Origin of the sequence: Serratia proteamaculans (genome assembly GCF_013337185.1) — a bacterium.
Lineage (GTDB): Bacteria > Pseudomonadota > Gammaproteobacteria > Enterobacterales > Enterobacteriaceae > Serratia > Serratia proteamaculans_D.
This window is the reverse complement of the sequence record NZ_SWDE01000001.1, coordinates 678,402-695,043: the sequence shown is the minus strand read 5'-3', so window position 1 is coordinate 695,043 and position 16,642 is coordinate 678,402. Positions and strand designations below refer to the sequence as shown.

Annotated in this window: 12 protein-coding genes; 7 read left to right on the top strand and 5 right to left on the bottom strand. The window is 58.0% G+C overall.

The features are described from left to right. Window positions 1–94: 94 nt before the first annotated feature. Both dcp and FCL49_RS03195 read left to right on the top strand, forming a co-directional pair. Complete coding sequence (gene dcp, locus FCL49_RS03200; protein ID WP_174352404.1) at window positions 95–2,296, top strand: peptidyl-dipeptidase Dcp; 2,202 nt, start codon at window positions 95–97, stop codon at window positions 2,294–2,296. 243 nt (window positions 2,297–2,539) lie between these two features. Beyond that, window positions 2,540–3,703 carry a serine hydrolase domain-containing protein gene (locus tag FCL49_RS03195; protein ID WP_254611023.1) on the top strand — a complete coding sequence of 388 codons (1,164 nt, stop codon included), beginning with the start codon at window positions 2,540–2,542 and terminating at the stop codon, window positions 3,701–3,703. Between the two features lie 30 nt (window positions 3,704–3,733). Here the strand turns inward: FCL49_RS03195 and FCL49_RS03190 are convergent, their stop codons facing one another. From FCL49_RS03190 to FCL49_RS03170, 5 genes are all read right to left on the bottom strand, one after another. Continuing rightward, on the bottom strand, window positions 3,734–5,041 hold the full coding sequence (locus FCL49_RS03190; protein WP_174352403.1) for an MFS transporter: 1,308 nt from the start codon (window positions 5,039–5,041) through the stop codon (window positions 3,734–3,736). Window positions 5,042–5,185: 144 nt separating this feature from the next. Then, window positions 5,186–5,821 (bottom strand): N-carbamoylsarcosine amidohydrolase, encoded by a 636-nt coding sequence (locus tag FCL49_RS03185; protein ID WP_174352402.1) that lies wholly within the window; start codon window positions 5,819–5,821, stop codon window positions 5,186–5,188. A gap of 9 nt (window positions 5,822–5,830) precedes the next feature. Then, window positions 5,831–6,583 (bottom strand): maleate cis-trans isomerase family protein, encoded by a 753-nt coding sequence (locus FCL49_RS03180; protein ID WP_135316463.1) that lies wholly within the window; start codon window positions 6,581–6,583, stop codon window positions 5,831–5,833. A gap of 16 nt (window positions 6,584–6,599) precedes the next feature. Next, a complete protein-coding gene (locus tag FCL49_RS03175) occupies window positions 6,600–7,394 on the bottom strand; it encodes an alpha/beta fold hydrolase (RefSeq protein ID WP_174352401.1) in 795 nt (264 codons plus the stop codon). Next, window positions 7,391–8,539, bottom strand: coding sequence for an FAD-dependent monooxygenase (locus tag FCL49_RS03170; RefSeq protein ID WP_174352400.1), 1,149 nt, complete (start codon window positions 8,537–8,539; stop codon window positions 7,391–7,393). Before FCL49_RS03170 ends, FCL49_RS03175 begins: the two co-directional genes overlap by 4 nt. A gap of 331 nt (window positions 8,540–8,870) precedes the next feature. On the opposite strand from FCL49_RS03170, the gene FCL49_RS03165 reads away from it, so the two are divergent. From FCL49_RS03165 to FCL49_RS03145, 5 genes are all read left to right on the top strand, one after another. Beyond that, complete coding sequence (locus FCL49_RS03165; protein WP_174352399.1) at window positions 8,871–9,929, top strand: 2,5-dihydroxypyridine 5,6-dioxygenase; 1,059 nt, start codon at window positions 8,871–8,873, stop codon at window positions 9,927–9,929. A 65-nt stretch (window positions 9,930–9,994) separates the two neighbouring features. Continuing rightward, entirely contained in the window at window positions 9,995–10,468 is a 474-nt protein-coding gene (locus tag FCL49_RS03160) for a MarR family winged helix-turn-helix transcriptional regulator (RefSeq protein ID WP_174352398.1), read from the top strand. A 153-nt stretch (window positions 10,469–10,621) separates the two neighbouring features. Continuing rightward, window positions 10,622–11,164 (top strand): (2Fe-2S)-binding protein, encoded by a 543-nt coding sequence (locus FCL49_RS03155; protein ID WP_174352397.1) that lies wholly within the window; start codon window positions 10,622–10,624, stop codon window positions 11,162–11,164. After that, window positions 11,157–14,732: a molybdopterin cofactor-binding domain-containing protein gene (locus FCL49_RS03150; RefSeq protein WP_174352396.1), complete on the top strand. Its 3,576-nt coding sequence runs from the start codon at window positions 11,157–11,159 to the stop codon at window positions 14,730–14,732. Before FCL49_RS03155 ends, FCL49_RS03150 begins: the two co-directional genes overlap by 8 nt. Before the next feature lie 641 nt (window positions 14,733–15,373). Continuing rightward, entirely contained in the window at window positions 15,374–16,642 is a 1,269-nt protein-coding gene (locus tag FCL49_RS03145) for an HlyD family secretion protein (RefSeq protein ID WP_174352395.1), read from the top strand.

Genomic DNA, 16,642 nt, shown 5'->3' with positions numbered 1-16,642 from the left:
TCAATCTGCCAACTGCGCCTAAGCTAGGATGTGACTCAAGGGGAGATGAGCTCTCCGCGACATTATTCTGTGGACATGGAGGAGTTTCGATTTGATGCGTTTATCGACATTGGTGTTGGCGATCGGCATGGCGCTGGGCACGCAGGCACAGGCAGCAGAAACCAACCCGCACGCAGACCATAGCGCGTTGCCAAGTGGCCAGGCGAAGGAGGCTAACGTGACCGGTGAAGCCAACCAACACGACAACAAAAAGAACCAAAACCCGTTCTTCTATCAAAGCCGTCTGCCATTCCAGGCGCCACCTTTCAATCTGATCAAAGAAAGCGATTATGCCCCGGCGATTGATGCGGGCATCAAGCAGAAGCTGGAAGAGATTGAGAAGATTGCCAACAACCCGGCCAAGCCTGATTTTAAGAATACCTTTGTGGCAATGGAACAAAGCGGTGCGTTGCTGTCGCGAGTGATGAACGTCTTTGGCGCCATGACTTCGGCCAACACCAGCGACGGGTTGCAAAAACTCGATGAGCAAAGCTCACCGAAGCTGGCGGCGCTGGATGACGCCATCATGCTCAACAGCAAGCTGTTTGCCCGTATCAAGGCCGTTTATCAACAGCTCGATGCGCTAAAACTGGATGCGGAATCGCGCCGACTGGTAGAAGTGACCTATAAGAACTTTGAGCTGGCGGGGGCCAATCTGTCCGACGCCGATAAAACCAAACTTAAGGCGCTGAACCAGGAAGCGGCAACGCTGAGCACCCAGTTCTCCAACAAACTGTTGGCGGCGACCAAAGATGGCGCACTGGCGATCGCGGATAAAGGCAAGCTGGACGGCCTGTCGGAAAGCGAACTGGCAGCGGCGGCCCAGGCGGCCGGCGAACGCAAGCTGGATAAACAGTGGCTGCTGGTGTTGCAAAACACCACCCAACAGCCGGAATTGCAGAGCCTGAAAAACCGCGAAACCCGCAAGGCCCTGTTTGATGCCTCGTGGAACCGTGCGGAAAAGGGCGACGCTAACGACACCCGTCAGACCATTGCTCGCCTGGCTAAAGTCCGTGCCGAGCAGGCCAAACTGCTGGGCTTCCCAAATTACGCGGCCTGGAAGCTGCAAAACCAGATGGCCAAGACCCCGGATGCGGCGCTGAGCTTTATGCGCAATATCGTGCCGGCGGCGACCGCGCGTGCTGAACGTGAAGCCAAAGACATTCAGGCGGTAATCGACCAGCAGAAAGGCAATTTCAAGGTCGAAGCCTGGGACTGGCAGTTCTACGCTGAACAGGTGCGCAAAGCGAAATATGACCTGGATGAGTCGCAGATCAAACCCTATTTCGAACTGGATAACGTGCTGAACAACGGCGTGTTCTATGCCGCCAATCTGCTGTACGGCATCAGTTTCAAAGAGCGCAAGGACATCCCGGTTTATCAGCCGGACGTGCGGGTTTATGAGGTGTTCGATAAAGACGGCAAGTCGCTGGCGCTGTTCTATACCGACTTCTTTAAACGCGACAACAAGGGCGGTGGCGCCTGGATGAGCAACTTTGTCGAACAGTCGAAGCTGAAAGGCACCAGGCCGGTGATTTACAACGTCGCCAACTTCACCAAACCGGCACCGGGTCAGCCTGCGCTGTTGTCGTACGATGATGTGATCACCATGTTCCACGAGTTTGGTCATGCGCTGCACGGCATGTTCGCCGATCAGGAATATCCAAGCTTGTCCGGCACCAACACCGCCCGTGACTTCGTTGAATTCCCCTCGCAGTTTAACGAGCACTGGGCCAGCGATCCGAAAGTCTTTGCCCACTTCGCCAAGCATTACAAAACCGGTGAAGCCATGCCGCAGGAACTGGTCGATAAAATCAAAAAGGCTGACAAGTTCAACAAAGGCTATGACATGACCGAACTGCTGTCTGCGGCACTGCTGGACATGCACTGGCATATGTTGAGCGCCGATCAGCCGCAGCAGGACGTGGACAAGTTCGAGGCCGACTCGCTGATGAAAGACAAAATCGATCTCAGCTATGTGCCGCCGCGCTATCGCTCCAGCTACTTCAAGCACATTTGGGGTAACGGCTATGCTGCCGGTTATTACGCCTATCTGTGGACCGAAATGCTGGCGGATGACGCCTTCCAGTGGTTCAGCGAACATGGCGGCCTGACCGCAGAGAACGGCCAGCGTTTCCGTAATATGATCCTGTCGCGCGGTAACAGCCAGGATCTGGAAAAACTCTACATCGACTGGCGCGGCAAAGCGCCAAGCATTGAGCCGATGCTGATTAACCGTGGTCTGAAAGACGAATAACCCTCATGGTGGAGGGCTACATCGGTAGGGGTCGAACATGTTCGACCCGATGTAACCCATTGATTGTTAGACAGGGCGCAGCATGCAGCGCCCCTACCATAAAAAAAGGACGCAAGCTTGCTTGCGTCCTTTTTTCATTCCACGGGGACATGGGCGGTGTGATGGTTTATCATGCGCCGATTGTTTTTTGGCCCGTGAGCAATGAAGATAAGAATCCTCCTAACACACTGTTTTTCTTTGATTATGCCATTGCTGCTTTCAGCCTGTGGCACGTTGTCACGCATGCCGACCGACACATCATCGCTGGAAAGCCGGCGTTTGGCGTGCAGTGCTGACCTGCAGGCCGAGGTCGACAACCTGGCGCGGCCGATAGTCGACAGCGGGCAGACGCCGGGGTTGGTGGTGGGCGTATTGACGGCAGACGGGCAGGCGCGCACCTATGGCTACGGCGTGACCGATGCGCAGCAGCGCTATCCGGTTAACGGCAACACGCTGTTTGCCGTGGGGTCGGTCAGCAAGGGATTTATTGCCGAAGTCACGGTGGTGTTGGTCAACAAGGGCGTGCTGCATTGGGACGATACGTTGGCAACCTTACTGCCGCCGGGTACCTTGCTCAGCAAGGATGCGGCCAAAATTACCTTGCTGCAGTTGGTGACCCATACCTCGGGTCTGCCACGTCAGATGATGACGCCGGAGATGCTGGGTGCCTTTGTCCGCTACCTGTTTACCGGCGATAATTTTTATGGCTCGCTGGATACGCCTAAAGTCCTTGATGACCTGGCCTATTTTAAAGCTCCGGCGGAGCAAGCGCCGCGCTATTCCAATCTGGGCTATGCGCTGCTTGATTACATTCTGCAACGGCGCACCGGCAAAACCGTCGATCGCCTGACGACGGAAAACATCCTCCAGCCATTGGGGCTGACCCACACCAGTTACGATGCTCAGCAATTGCCGGGCTACGTGCAGCGGGCTATTGGCCATGCCGGCGATCAGCCCAAGTTTATTCGGCGTGGACAGCCGGTGCCCGACTGGCAGTTTTCTTCTTATATGATGGGTGCCGCCGGGCTGTATACCGACGCCGACGATTTGTTGCGCTATGCGCAGGCGCATTTTGTCCCGACCGGTTCGACGGCATTGGATCAGGCGTTGAAAGACTCGCTGACCGTGCATTTTGCACGCAGTAAAGAGGCCGCGGCTATCGCCTGGGTGGTCGATGACGTAGGTAGCCAGCAAATTACCTATCAGGTGGGGTTTATCGGTGGCTATTCCAGCTACATCGGGTTGGATCTGCGCCATAAAACGGCGGTAGTGGTGCTGCAAAACAGCTTCAACTGGAGCAATAATATTGGTCACCGCCTGCTGCAACGCATGGGCGAGGCGGCGGACGGGCATTTTACCTGCCAATAAGCCGGGCCCCGCGAACGGAGCCCAACCTCCTCAGCGGTTAACCACCTTGGCCGGCAGAGCGACCACCAGTAACGAACTTAACAGCAGGCAACCGGCGAACGCCCAGAGGGCGCCACCGCTTTTACCGGTCAGATCCAGCGCCAGCCCCATCAGCGAATTACTCACCAACCCGGCAATATTGGCCAACGAGCAGGCCAGCGCGAAGCCGGTTGCCGCCGCGGTACCGCGCAGGAAGGTGGCGGGCAGGCTGAAGAACACCGGTACTGCACCGATGATCGCCGCCTGAGCAACAGAGAACAACAACACCGTGGCGATCACGCTATGGGTGAAGAAGGTACTACCGGCCATCGCCATCGCGCCAACAATAAACGGCACTATGATATGCCAGCGCCGCTCACGCATACGGTCCGAACTGGTGCCGATCACCAGCATACCCAGCAGGGCGGCGACGCTCGGTAGCGCGGTCAGCATACCGATGGTGGTAATGTCGGTCACCCCGGCGGTTTTGATAAAGGTCGGCATCCAGAATCCCATCGCATAGGCACTCAGCAGGATCGAGAAGTCTATGCCGCCTAGCATCCAGACCTTGAGATTAAAGAAGCCATCGCGGAAGCTGTGTTTACTGTGGCTGGCTTCGGCGTCGTCCCTTGCCAAATCCTCGGCAATACGTTGTTTCTCTTCCTCGGATAACCATTTGGCCTGACGGAAATGGTTCGGTAACACCCAGAACGTCAATATGCCCAACAGTACGCTGGGGATACCTTCCAGCAGGAACAGCCATTGCCAGCCGTGCAGCCCGTGGCGCATATCAAAATGCCCCATGATCCAGCCGGAAATCGGGCCACCGAGCACGCTCGACAGCGGCAGACCGATCATGAACAGCGCAATAATGCGGCCGCGACGGTAGGTCGGGAACCACAGCGTCAGGTAATACAGCACGCCGGGCAGAAAACCGGCTTCCGCCACGCCGAGCAGAAAACGGATGACATAAAACTGGTTCGGGGTGGTGACGAACATGGTGCAGGCGGAAAGCAGGCCCCAGGTGATCATGATGCGGGCAATCCACACCTTGGCGCCGACCCGTTGCAGGATCAGGTTGCTCGGCACCTCAAACAGGATATAGCCGACAAAGAACAGCCCGGCCCCCAGACCGAAGGCCGCTTCGCTCAGTTGCAGTTGATCGGCCATCTGCAACTTGGCCAGCCCGACGTTAATGCGGTCGAGGTAGGCGGCCAAATAGCACAGACAGAGGAACGGGATCAGCTTCCAGGTGATTTTGCGGTACAGAAGCGATTCTGCGCCCGCTTTCCCGGCTAGCGGGGTTTCAACAATGGCCATGATGATGTCTCCAGGTGGTGCATAGTGGCCTCCGGAGGAGGAGCGTTGTGTGTTTGCTGGCAGCCGCTCTGTCTCGGGCGGTCACCTGAGGCGCTTGCCGCGCCTTCTTGATTTTTCAGCACTCCGTGCAGGTGAATCTCTCGATTACAACCGTTTCAGATAAGCGATAGCCTCCTGTTTGGCCACGACGTCGCCGTATTTACTGTCGATATCGAACAGGTTGGCCTCATGCGGACCAGGGTGGCGATCGCCGACACATTCACGTACCACGATGGTACGGAATCCGTGCTGCACCGCGTCCACAGCGCTGGCACGGATGCAACCGCTGGTGGAACAGCCGGCCAGCAGCAGGGTATCGATGCCGAGCGCCACCAGCATCGGGGCCAGCGAAGTACCGAAAAAAGCGCTGGCATACTGCTTGGTCAGCACCACCTCCGTCGCCAGCGGGGCCACCTGCGGGCAGAACGCCGCCAGCGGATTCCCTTCCACCATGTCTTTCATAACCGGTGCTTTTTTTACCCAGATGCCGCCATCGGCAAAATGCCCTGCATGATAGCGGATATTGGTGTGGATCACCGGAACTCCTGTCTGGCGAGCGGTTGCCAGCAGCGCTACGCTTTCTTCGACCGCGCTGACTACGCCGGGGGCGAACAGAGGCGCGCCCTCGGTGGTGTAGCCCTGCATAAAGTCGACCACCAACAGGGCCGGACGTTGGCCGAAACCGATGCGGTTGCCCCAAACGCCCTGGTAGTTATCGGTGAGTGAATTATCGGCAGACATTTTGCCTCCTTAATAAGCGCCGGAAAGCAGGGCGCCGGCACCGGGAACGATCGGCTCCAGTTCCAGTGCGGTCAGCATGGCGTAGGTGGTGGCGATGGCGGCGGTCAGCACCGGCTTGCCGGTTTGCGCCTCTACGGTGGCAACTGCCGGTAAGGACGGCATTTGTACGCAGGCGGACAGCACAATAGCGTCGACATCGCTCAGATCCATCTCGGCGACAATGCCTGGCAGATTGGCCGGATCATGGCGACCTACCGCCAGATTGTCGGCGATCTCCAGTGCGCGCCAGACCTTGACCTCAATGCCTTCGTGCTCGATATAGTCCACCACCATTTGGGTCAGCGGCTTCATGTAGGGGGCCACCAGCGCAATGCGTTTGGCACCCAGCACCTTCAGGCCGTTGACCAACGCACCGGCGCTGCTGATCACCGGGGCAGCGGCGTTGTTGTTTTGGGTAACCTGCGCCAATCTGGCCTGGGACTCACGGTGATAGCCCAGGCCCATCGACATAATTGCCACCAGGCAGGCATAGCCCAGTACGTCAACCTGCGCGTCGGAAAGCTCCAGTGCGCAGCGGTCTGATTCGGCGTCCATCGCCGCCAGTTCTGCCTTGCTGACGTGCTTCATGCGCATGCGGCTGGAGTGGAAGGTAAAGCGTTCCGGGCGGATCAACTGGCGCGCGGTCAGCATCGCCGGGATCTCGGTTTCCATCGTGGTGTTGGAACTGGGTACTATCTGGCCGATACGGTAATTTTTGCTCATGACAAAGGCTCCTTGATTAATCCAGAAAATCGCCCAGGGCGCGGAAGAAACCGTCGAAGTCGTCCCACGGGATCATATGACCGGCATTTTCGACGTGAACCAGGGTGATTTCCGGCTGCAGTTGGCGGATCTCCGCCTCGTCTTCCGGCAGGATCACTCCGCCCAGGCCCGCCACCATCAGCAAGGTTGGCATGCGCAGCGCGGGGTAATCGCGATGGCTATCTACCTGATGAAAATCTTCATAGGCGCGCTGGATCGCCGGTTCATAGCAGGTGTGCAGCCATTCGGCGCGCAGTTGGCGCTGTTGTTCGCTCCAGCTCGGGCAGTAGGCACGCATCTGTTCGGCGTCCATTCCCAATAGCGACTGACGAATTGAATCCACGTACCAGGGCCATTTGCCAGGGTATTCACGTCGGCCGGGACCGGAAACTGGCGGATCGACCAATACCAATCGCCGTATGCCATCCGGCTGTAGTGCAGCGGCGCGCAGGGCAAAGCGCGCTCCCATTGAATGGCCAAGCAGGGCGTAGTTTTCCAGTTTTAATGCGGCGGCGAAGGCGTTGACGTCCTCGGCGCAGGTTTCGGCGTCATAAGCCAGATCCGGGCCGCTGGCGGACAGACCGCGACCGCGCACGTCCAGCACATAGGTGTCATAGCGCTCGGCCAGTCGTTCGGCAACGAAACCCCAGGTGATCGCCGGGCTGGTGATGCCGGGGATCAGGATCAGTACCGGACCCTGGCCGCCGTAGCGCAGGTAGTGCTGGCGAATGCCGTTGGCCTGCACGTTGGCGCCATACAGAAAGTGGCTCATGCGGCGTTCTCCGACTTCAGCGCCTGTGCGTACAGGTCATAACCGTAGACCCAGGCCGGATCTTCCTGGGTGCGCAGGAAGGTGTTGGCATTGGAGACGGCCTGCACGCGGGAGGCTCGTTCTTTACGGTTGGCTTCATACAGTTGGAAAGCGGTGCGGTAGTCGCTCAGGCCGGTTTCTTGCAGACAGCGTGCCAGCATGGCGGCGTCTTCGATCGCCATCGCCGCGCCTTGCGCCATGTGCGGTTTCATTGGGTGGCAGGCGTCGCCCAGCAACACCATGCGGCCTTCGCTCCACAGCGGTAAGGGTTTACGGTTTAACAGCGGCCATTTGGTGACCTGTTCGCTGGATTCGATCAGCGCTTGCACAATCGGGTGATAACCGGCGAAGGTCTCGTACATTTCCTCGCGGCTGCTGTCGATAAAGCTGCCCTGGAAATCCCATGCCGGGTGCGGCACACCGCTGACGTAGTAATATTCGTCGCGTTTTTGGGTGGTGTAATAGACCATCAGGTGACGATCTGCCGACCACCACTTCACACAGTCTTCAAAGCTCAGATTGTATTTGGCCAGCTTCTCACCGCGGATCAACGCACGATGGGCGACCCAGCCGCTGTAGGTGGGGGCTTCTGCGCCCAGCAGATGTTCGCGAATACGTGAGTTGATACCGTCGGCACCAATCACGATATCGGCGCTGGCCTGGGTGCCATCGGCAAAGTTCAGCACCACCTCGTTGTCACGCTCCTCAATTTTGCTCAGGCACTTGCCAAAATGCACGGTGCCCGGTTGCAGGGCCGCCATCTGCAACGCCTGCAAATCGCCCCGGTGCACCGTCACGTAAGCCGCGCCGTACTCTTTACGGGCAAAGGCCCCCAGTTCAATGCGCGACAGATAGTCACCGCTTTGTGCGTCGCGGCTGAACCAGAAGTCCGGATGCGAAGCCATTTGTTCCAGCGGTTGCTCAATACCGAGACGGCGGAAAATCTTCAGGACGTTTGGCCCCATATGGATGCCGGCCCCCAGGCGGGAAAACACCGGGCTCTGTTCGTACAGGTCGACGATAAAGCCGGCTTTTTGCAGCAGACCGGCGGCGGCGGCGCCACCCAGACCGGCACCGACCACGGCAATGCGTTGTTGTTTGCTCATCTTTTTTCCCCTGACTGTTGGTTTTTTACCTGGCATCTGCAGTGATGCCGGATGATTGATTTATAGTGTATACGCTAAATAACGCAAAGTTGCACAAGTGTTAATTTAGATCTGGCTCACGCTAATCGACCGGCCATTACTGTTAAACTCATGTTAACAGCAGGGCGTGCAGGGCTTTAAATAGGGTTTTCTTATGGCTGGAACCGGGAGCTTGCTTCCCGATTGATTTTGGTCTAGATGTTTAAAAGAGCGTGATCACTTTAATTTGTGCAAAATAACCTCATCGATGCCGGGTGCGTCGACCAACCCTTAGCAAGACAGGAGATACACCATGGCGGTCAATGATAGTCAGTTGGTTCAACTGTTCGAGCAGGTGCTTACGCTGTCGAAGGTTGATGCTTCGCAAAGCGTGGCGATCCTGAAAAGTCACTATTCCGACGCGCGGACGGTGCGCGCCGCCACCGATGCAGCATTGCGGCTGGGGGCCAAGGTTTACACGGTAGAACTGCCTTCGTTCAACCATCCGCGCGCCATGGGCAATGACATGACGGCTTACTGTGGCGATACGGCGCTGACCGGTAACCACGCGGCACAACGCGCACTGGAGGCGGCCGATCTGATCGTCGACACCATGATGTTGCTGCATTCGCCGGAACAGGAGCAGATCCTGAAAACCGGCACGCGCATTCTGCTGGCCGTAGAGCCCCCGGAGGTGTTGGCACGCATGTTGCCTAATGCTGAGGATAAAGCGCGGGTGCTGGCCGCTGCCGAAGTACTGGAGCAGGCCAAGCTGATGCAGGTGAAGTCTGCCGCCGGCAGTGACTTCCGTGCGCCACTGGGGCAGTACCCGACGGTGACCGAATACGGTTATGCCGACGAACCGGGGCGCTGGGATCACTGGCCGAGCGGTTTCCTGTTCACCTGGCCGAATGAAGAACAGGCAGAAGGGGTTTTGGTGCTGGAGGTGGGCGATATCCTGCTGCCGTTTAAAAGTTACGCGCGCGAACGTATAACGCTTGAGGTCGACAAAGGCTTTGTTACGCGCATTCACGGTGGCTTCGAGGCAGAATATCTGCGGGAGTACATGAAGTATTTCAACGATCCGGAAGTGTACGGTATTTCGCATATTGGCTGGGGCTTGCAGCCGCGAGCGCAATGGACGGCGATGGGGCTGCACGATAAAAACGACGGTATGTGTATGGATGCTCGCGCTTTCTACGGCAATTTCCTGTTCTCCACCGGGCCGAATACCGAAGTCGGCGGCACGCGTAAAACCCCGTGCCATATGGATATCGCGCTACGTCATTGCGACATCAGCCTGGACGGCACCACGGTGGTGGCGGATGGTGAAGTGGTGGCACCGGCAGCATCGCGAGTCAGCCAGGGTTAACTTGCTGCCAAACGCGGGGGTTTGTACTATTCTCGGTGGTTTCCATAGATGGTGAGAGTAACGCAATGACGCCCCCCGAATACCCGGCTGCAGAGAGCGGCAAGACCGAAAATTATCATTTTACCGAACAGGTCGGGCACTTGCTGCGTAAGGTTTATCAGCGCCATGTGGCGATTTTCCAGCAAAACGTTGGCGATTCGCAACTGACCGCCGTGCAGTTTATTACCCTGTGCGCGGTACGTGACATGGGCCCAAGTTCGTTGACCGAGCTGGTACAGGTGACGGCGGTCGATCAGGCCACCATTCGCGGCATTATCGAGCGGCTCAAAGCGCGCGAGCTGATTACCGTGATGCCGGATCCTGTCGATCGACGCAAAGTGGTGGTCGGGTTGACCGAGACCGGTGCCGCACTGCTGACGGAAACGGTGCCGCATGCGGCGACGATCACAGAATTAACTTTCGGCACCTTGAATCCGGCCGAACGTATAGCACTGATGTTCCTGCTTAATAAAATGCTGGAAGACCAGCCGCCCGGCTGATTCGCCATCCGCAACTGCGGTTGTCTGGTGAGTGCGGTGGCGGCGAGGCCACGGCCCACAAGACATACCCTATAGCTTTCAAGTTGCAGCCAGGCGCCCAGCTGCGATTTGAAAGATGACGGGTATAACCAGAGCGCAGGCGGAGACGCAATAATGGCGATAGCTGAAGTGCAATTGCCCAGGGAAGGCGCGGTAAAAACACTGACGGAGCATCCGCTGATGCTGTCAGTCAACGGCGAAAATATTCATACCCGGGTAATGGCGGATACTCCTCTGCTATTGGTGTTACGTAACGATCTGGCGCTCAACGGCCCGAAATACGGCTGTGGCCTCGGCGAATGCGGAGCCTGCACCGTGTTGGTCGACGGCATTGCCGCTCGCTCTTGTGTGATCCCGGCGCTGGGTATGACCGGTCGCGCGGTGACCACGCTGGAAGGGCTGGGCGATCGCGACCATCTGCACCCGGTGCAGCGTGCCTTTATTGAGGAACAGGCTGCGCAGTGCGGCTACTGCCTCAATGGCATGATCATGACCACCAAAGCCCTGCTGGATCGCAACCCGTCGCCCAGCGATCGCGAAATCCGCCAGGCGCTGTCCGGCAACCTGTGCCGCTGCGGCACCCATATCGAAATCCTGCGTGCAGTTCAGCGCGCGATCATTCTCTGCCGCAGTGAGGAAACCTCGCCCCATGACTGACACCCATTCCTCATTACCGAGCCAGGCCGAACTATTGCAGCGTCATGGCACGCTGCTGATTATCGATCAGATCCAACCGCCGCCGGGGCTGGTGCCGAAAGGCCAGACGCCGATCCTGAAACCCAAAGAGCAGGGGCTGTTTATCGCCATTTGCGACAGTGGAGAGGTCTACGCCTTCAACGGCCATGTTGATCTTGGCACCGGTGTGCGCACCGCGCTGGGGCAAATCGTCGCCGAAGAGCTCTACCTGCGTATGGAGCAGGTGCGCATGGTGTTGGGCGATACCGAGAGCACGCCGAATCAGGGCGCGACCATCGCCAGCGCGACGCTGCAGATTTCCGCCGTGCCGCTGCGTAATGCCGCCGCCGAGGCACGCCGCTGGCTGCTGCAACAGGCGGCGCAGCGTTTTGGCGTTGCGGTTGAGCAACTGACGTTGAACGACGGCCTGATTATCAGCCCACAAGGGCCAGCGCTGAGCTACGGCGAACTGGTCACCGGCGTGCATGTAGAACTGCCTGTTTCCGGCGATGCACCGCTCAAGCCGCAGGCCGAATACCGCCTGGTCGGCACCAGCACCGCACGCGTTGATATCCCGGCCAAGGCTACCGGCGAATCTACCTATGTGCACGACATGCGTCTGCCAAATATGCTGCATGGCCGGGTGGTACGGCCGCCCTATGCCGGCTATGACAGTGGAGAGTTTGTCGGCACCAGCCTGTTGGCGGTGGACGAGCAGTCTATTGCCCATATTCCCGGCATCGTCAAACTGGTGGTGATCGGGGATTTTATCGGCATCGTCGCCGAGCGCGAAGAGCAGGCGATCAAGGCAGCAGAGGCGCTGCAGGTCAGTTGGAAGGACTGGCGGCGTAACCTGTCGCAGATGACCGATGTGGCGCAGGCGCTGCGTGATAACCCGCATTCGACGCGGGTGGTGCATGACACCGGCAATGTGGATGCGGCATTGGCCGCAGCCGATCGGCGCTTTACCCGCAGCTACCTGTGGCCGTACCAACTGCATGCTTCGATCGGGCCCTCCTGCGCATTGGCGGACTACCAGCCAAAGCTGTTACGGGTGTGGTCAGGTAGCCAGAACCCGCATCTGCTGCGTGCCGATCTCGCCTGGTTGCTGGAGTACCCGGAAGAACAGATCGACATTATTCGTATGGAGGCGGCGGGATGCTATGGCCGCAACTGTGCCGATGATGTCTGCGCCGATGCGGCATTATTGTCGCGTGCGGTAGGGCGTCCGGTGCGGGTGCAGCTCACCCGTGAGCAGGAACACCTGTGGGAACCCAAGGGCACGGCACAGTTGATGGAGGTGGATGGTGGGTTGGACGCCGCCGGTCATCCGGTGGCCTATGATTTTCGCACTTATTATCCGTCCAACGGCGCCCCCACGCTGGCGTTGTTGCTGACCGGCATGGTGGAGCCGGTACCGGTGGCTTATGAGATGGGGGACCGCACCTCAGTGCCGCCATATGAATACCCGGAACTGCGCGTCAGCATTGAGGACATGGCACCCATCGTTCGTGCCTCCTGGATGCGCGGCGTGTCGGCACTGCCGAATACCTTCGCGCACGAGTCCTATATTGATGAGCTGGCCATCGCGGCCGGTGTGGATCCGCTCGAGTACCGCCTGCGTTATATCAAGGATCAACGTGCCACTGAACTGATGCTCAGCACCGCCGAGCGCGCTGGCTGGACGCCGCATACCGAACCGATGCAAACCCCAGCGGAAGACGGTGTGTTGCGCGGGCGTGGTTTTGCCTATGCGCGCTACATCCACAGCAAATTCCCCGGCTTTGGTGCCGCCTGGGCGGCCTGGGTCGCCGATGTGGCGATCGACAAGGCCAGCGGCGAAGTAGCGGTCACGCGCATTGTGGTCGGGCATGATGCCGGCATGATGGTCAACCCGGACGGCGTGCGTCACCAGATCCACGGTAACGTGATCCAGTCGACCAGCCGGGTGCTGAAAGAGCGGGTGACTTTCGAAGAATCGACCCTTTCCAGCAAAGAATGGGGAGCTTACCCAATTCTGACCTTCCCGGAGGTGCCGGAAGTGGATGTGGTGATGATGCCACGGCCTTATGATCCACCGCTGGGGGCCGGGGAGTCTGCTTCGGTGCCCAGTGCCGCGGCCATTGCCAACGCGGTGTTTGACGCCACCGGCATTCGTTTCCGCGAGTTGCCGATCACTTCCGACCGACTGCGCGAGGCGCTGAACGGTCCGGATAGCGCCCGGCAGGAAGCTGCGCCAGCGGCTAAACCCAGGCGCAGTAAATGGTGGTTTGGCGGTGCGGCCAGTATTTTCGGTGCGCTGTTGGGCGTAGCGGCTACGGCATTGCCGTGGCGTGCCGAGATTGCCCCGGTGGCAACCCCTGGTTCGGGCACCTGGTCGGCTGCGACCCTGGAGCGCGGTCGTCAACTGGCCGCCGTCGGGGATTGCGCGGTGTGCCATACCGCCTCGGAAGGAGCGACCAACGCCGGCGGACTGGCGATGGCAACGCCCTTCGGCACCCTGTACAGCACCAATATCACACCGGATGTGGAGACCGGTATCGGCAACTGGTCATTTAGCGCTTTTGACCGGGCGATGCGTCAGGGCATCAGCCGCGACGGGCGTAATCTGTACCCGGCATTTCCTTATACTTCGTTCAGCAAGATGACCGACGGCGATATGCAGGCGTTGTATGCCTATATGATGTCGCAGCCGGCGGTCGCGCAGAGCAATCCGGTGAACCAGATGCGTTTCCCGTTCAATATCCGCCCGCTGATGGCTGGTTGGAATGCGTTGTTCCTGCGCCAGGGCGAGTTCCAGCCAGATCCTGCACAAACGGCACAGTGGAACCGGGGCTCTTATCTGGTCAATGGGTTGGGGCACTGTGCGGCCTGCCATTCGCCGCGTAATCTGATGGGCGCGGAAAAGGGCGGCAGCAGCTTCCTGGCCGGGGCGATGGTGGACGGCTGGGAGGCGCCGGCGCTGAACCAATTGGCCACGGCGGAGAAGCCCTGGAATGAAGAACAGCTGTTCCAGTACCTGAGCCGCGGTCATTCCGCCGAGCACGGGGTCGCGGCCGGGCCAATGGGGCCGGTGGTCAGCGAACTGGCCAGCTTGCCGGAGTCTGACGTGCGGGCGATGGCCAACTACCTGATATCCCTGAGCAGTCCGGCTCAATTAAATGTAGAGCCGCAGGTCAAACTGGCCACCCGTCTGCAACCCGCCCTGGGGCAACAGGCCGGTGAACGGCTGTTTCAGGGCGCCTGTCAGGCCTGTCACAGTGCCGCTGTCGGTGGGCCGCAGCTGTTTGGCGTCAGTCCGGATCTGGCCAATAACACCAATATTTTCAGTGAGCGACCGGATAACCTGATCAAAGTGATCTTGCAGGGTATTGCCAAACCGGCCACCGCCGATTTGGGCTTTATGCCAGGCTTTAAGGACAGCTTCTCCGATCGGCAGGTAGCGAGTCTGGTGAACTACCTGCGCCAGCGTTATGCCGGTGATAAACCGGCCTGGCGAGATGTGGAAGCGCAGGTGGCCAGACTGCGTGCCAATCCGGGCAGCCATTAATCTCTACTGGAGGGCGGTGCTTTTGTGCCGCCGTTTATTTATTGATTTATTGGTGCTGTGAATTGAACATGGAAATTGGCAGTAGTTAAAATATGAATAAAATAGATGTGGTGATAAAATATATAAATTGTGTTGTTTACGTAATTAAAGTGCTCATGTAATTCATTCAATTTAGTTGAGTTTATTATATTGGTGAAAATGGTTTTATATATTGACATGATACTGGTTCGTGTTTATACCTATGTCTGCCTTACGCGTTAAAAATATGTGGTTTAAATATGAGTATTGAAAAATTCCCTTGCATGGTCGTGTTGCATAACTTGCTGGTATGATTTGATATTAATGTTGAACTGGTGTCTTTTATGAAGACGTTTTGGTCGGCTTTTATTATTAGTATTATTAGCGTTACGCTATCCCATAATTTGTTTTTTATTGTGGGCCTTAGCCAATATAACGGTCTGTTCAGGATCAATATCCCTTGTGAAGTGGCCAAGTGGATGATTTATTTCTTTGTCCTGTTAGGGACAATGACGCTGATGAAAATAATATATATCTCGGCGCGAAGGTTTTTCCATAAATGGAAGCGTCGCCGTCAGTAAGCTGATTATCTACCTCTGATGCCGATAAAGGTGTAATCCCCAATGACAGGACGTCCTCCCCAGCTTTATCGCGAGGGTTATTTTGCCGCTCAGGCCACCAGGGCCGAAGGTGAAGTGATTATCCCCGCCAGCCTCAGTTTAACCGCCTATGCCTGGGTCAGTATCCTGCTGGTGCTGGCCATCATGCTGTTTCTGATACTGGGCGAATATACCCGCAAAGCGCGGCTGGATGGGGTGGTGATGCCGTCCAGCGGATTGATCAAGGTGGTGGCGCGCAGCGCCGGGCAGGTTACCGAGCGGCTGGTCGCGGAGGGGGCGGCGGTCAAGGCCGGTCAGGCATTGTATCGGCTCAGCGGCGAGTATTTCAATGGGCAAGGTATAGGTACCCTGGCATCGGTGTCTGACTCGTTACATCGCCAATATCGCATGCTGGAACATCAGCGGGCGCAGGAGCTGGCAACCCGCGTCCTGCAGCAAACCGGCGTGCGCCAACGCATCGCGCAGCTCAATCAGGAGTTGGTCAGCACAGAGGCGGCAATGGCGCTGGTTCAGCAGCAGGCGCAACTGGCCCAGTCGCTGATGGGGCGTTACCGCAAGCTGATCGCCAAAGGCTATGTCTCAGAGCTTGAATTCCAGCAGCAGCAAATGGCGCTGGCGAAGGCACAGGAAAAGGTTGAACTCCAGCGGCAGGCGCAGGTACGGCTACAGCGTGAGCTTGCCGCGGCGGCGTCAGAGCTGCGCACCCTGGAACAGCAGCAGCAGGCGCGTGATGCCGAACTTGAACGCCAGCTACAGGGCATTAAACAGCAACAAATCGAGCTTGGCGCCCAGCGCAATCATACATTGACCGCGCCGGTGGATGGTCATATCGCCGTGGTACTGGCCCGGGCCGGGCAGACGGTAAAACAAAACGATCCCTTATTAATGATGGTTGCCGACGGCGCGCAATTGCAGGTCGAACTCTTTGCCCCGAGTAAAGCGGTGGGGTTTATCAAGCCCCAACAACGGGTGGGTTTGCGCTTTGCCTCATTCCCCTATGAAAAGTTTGGCGTGCAGTACGGCGCTACCCGGGCGATTACCGATACCAGCCTCAGCGCCAGCGAAGCAATGCTGCAAAACCCGATGGTGTGGAAAGAAAACGAAGGGCATTACCGCGTCATCGTAGCCTTGGATAAACCCACCATTACGGCCTATGGGCGGCAGGAGCCATTGCGCGTTGGCATGACCGTTTCCGCCGATGTGGAGCTGGACAGTCGCCGCCTGTACGAGTGGCTGCTGGAGCCGTTATGGAGTCTGCAAGGGAGGATCTGA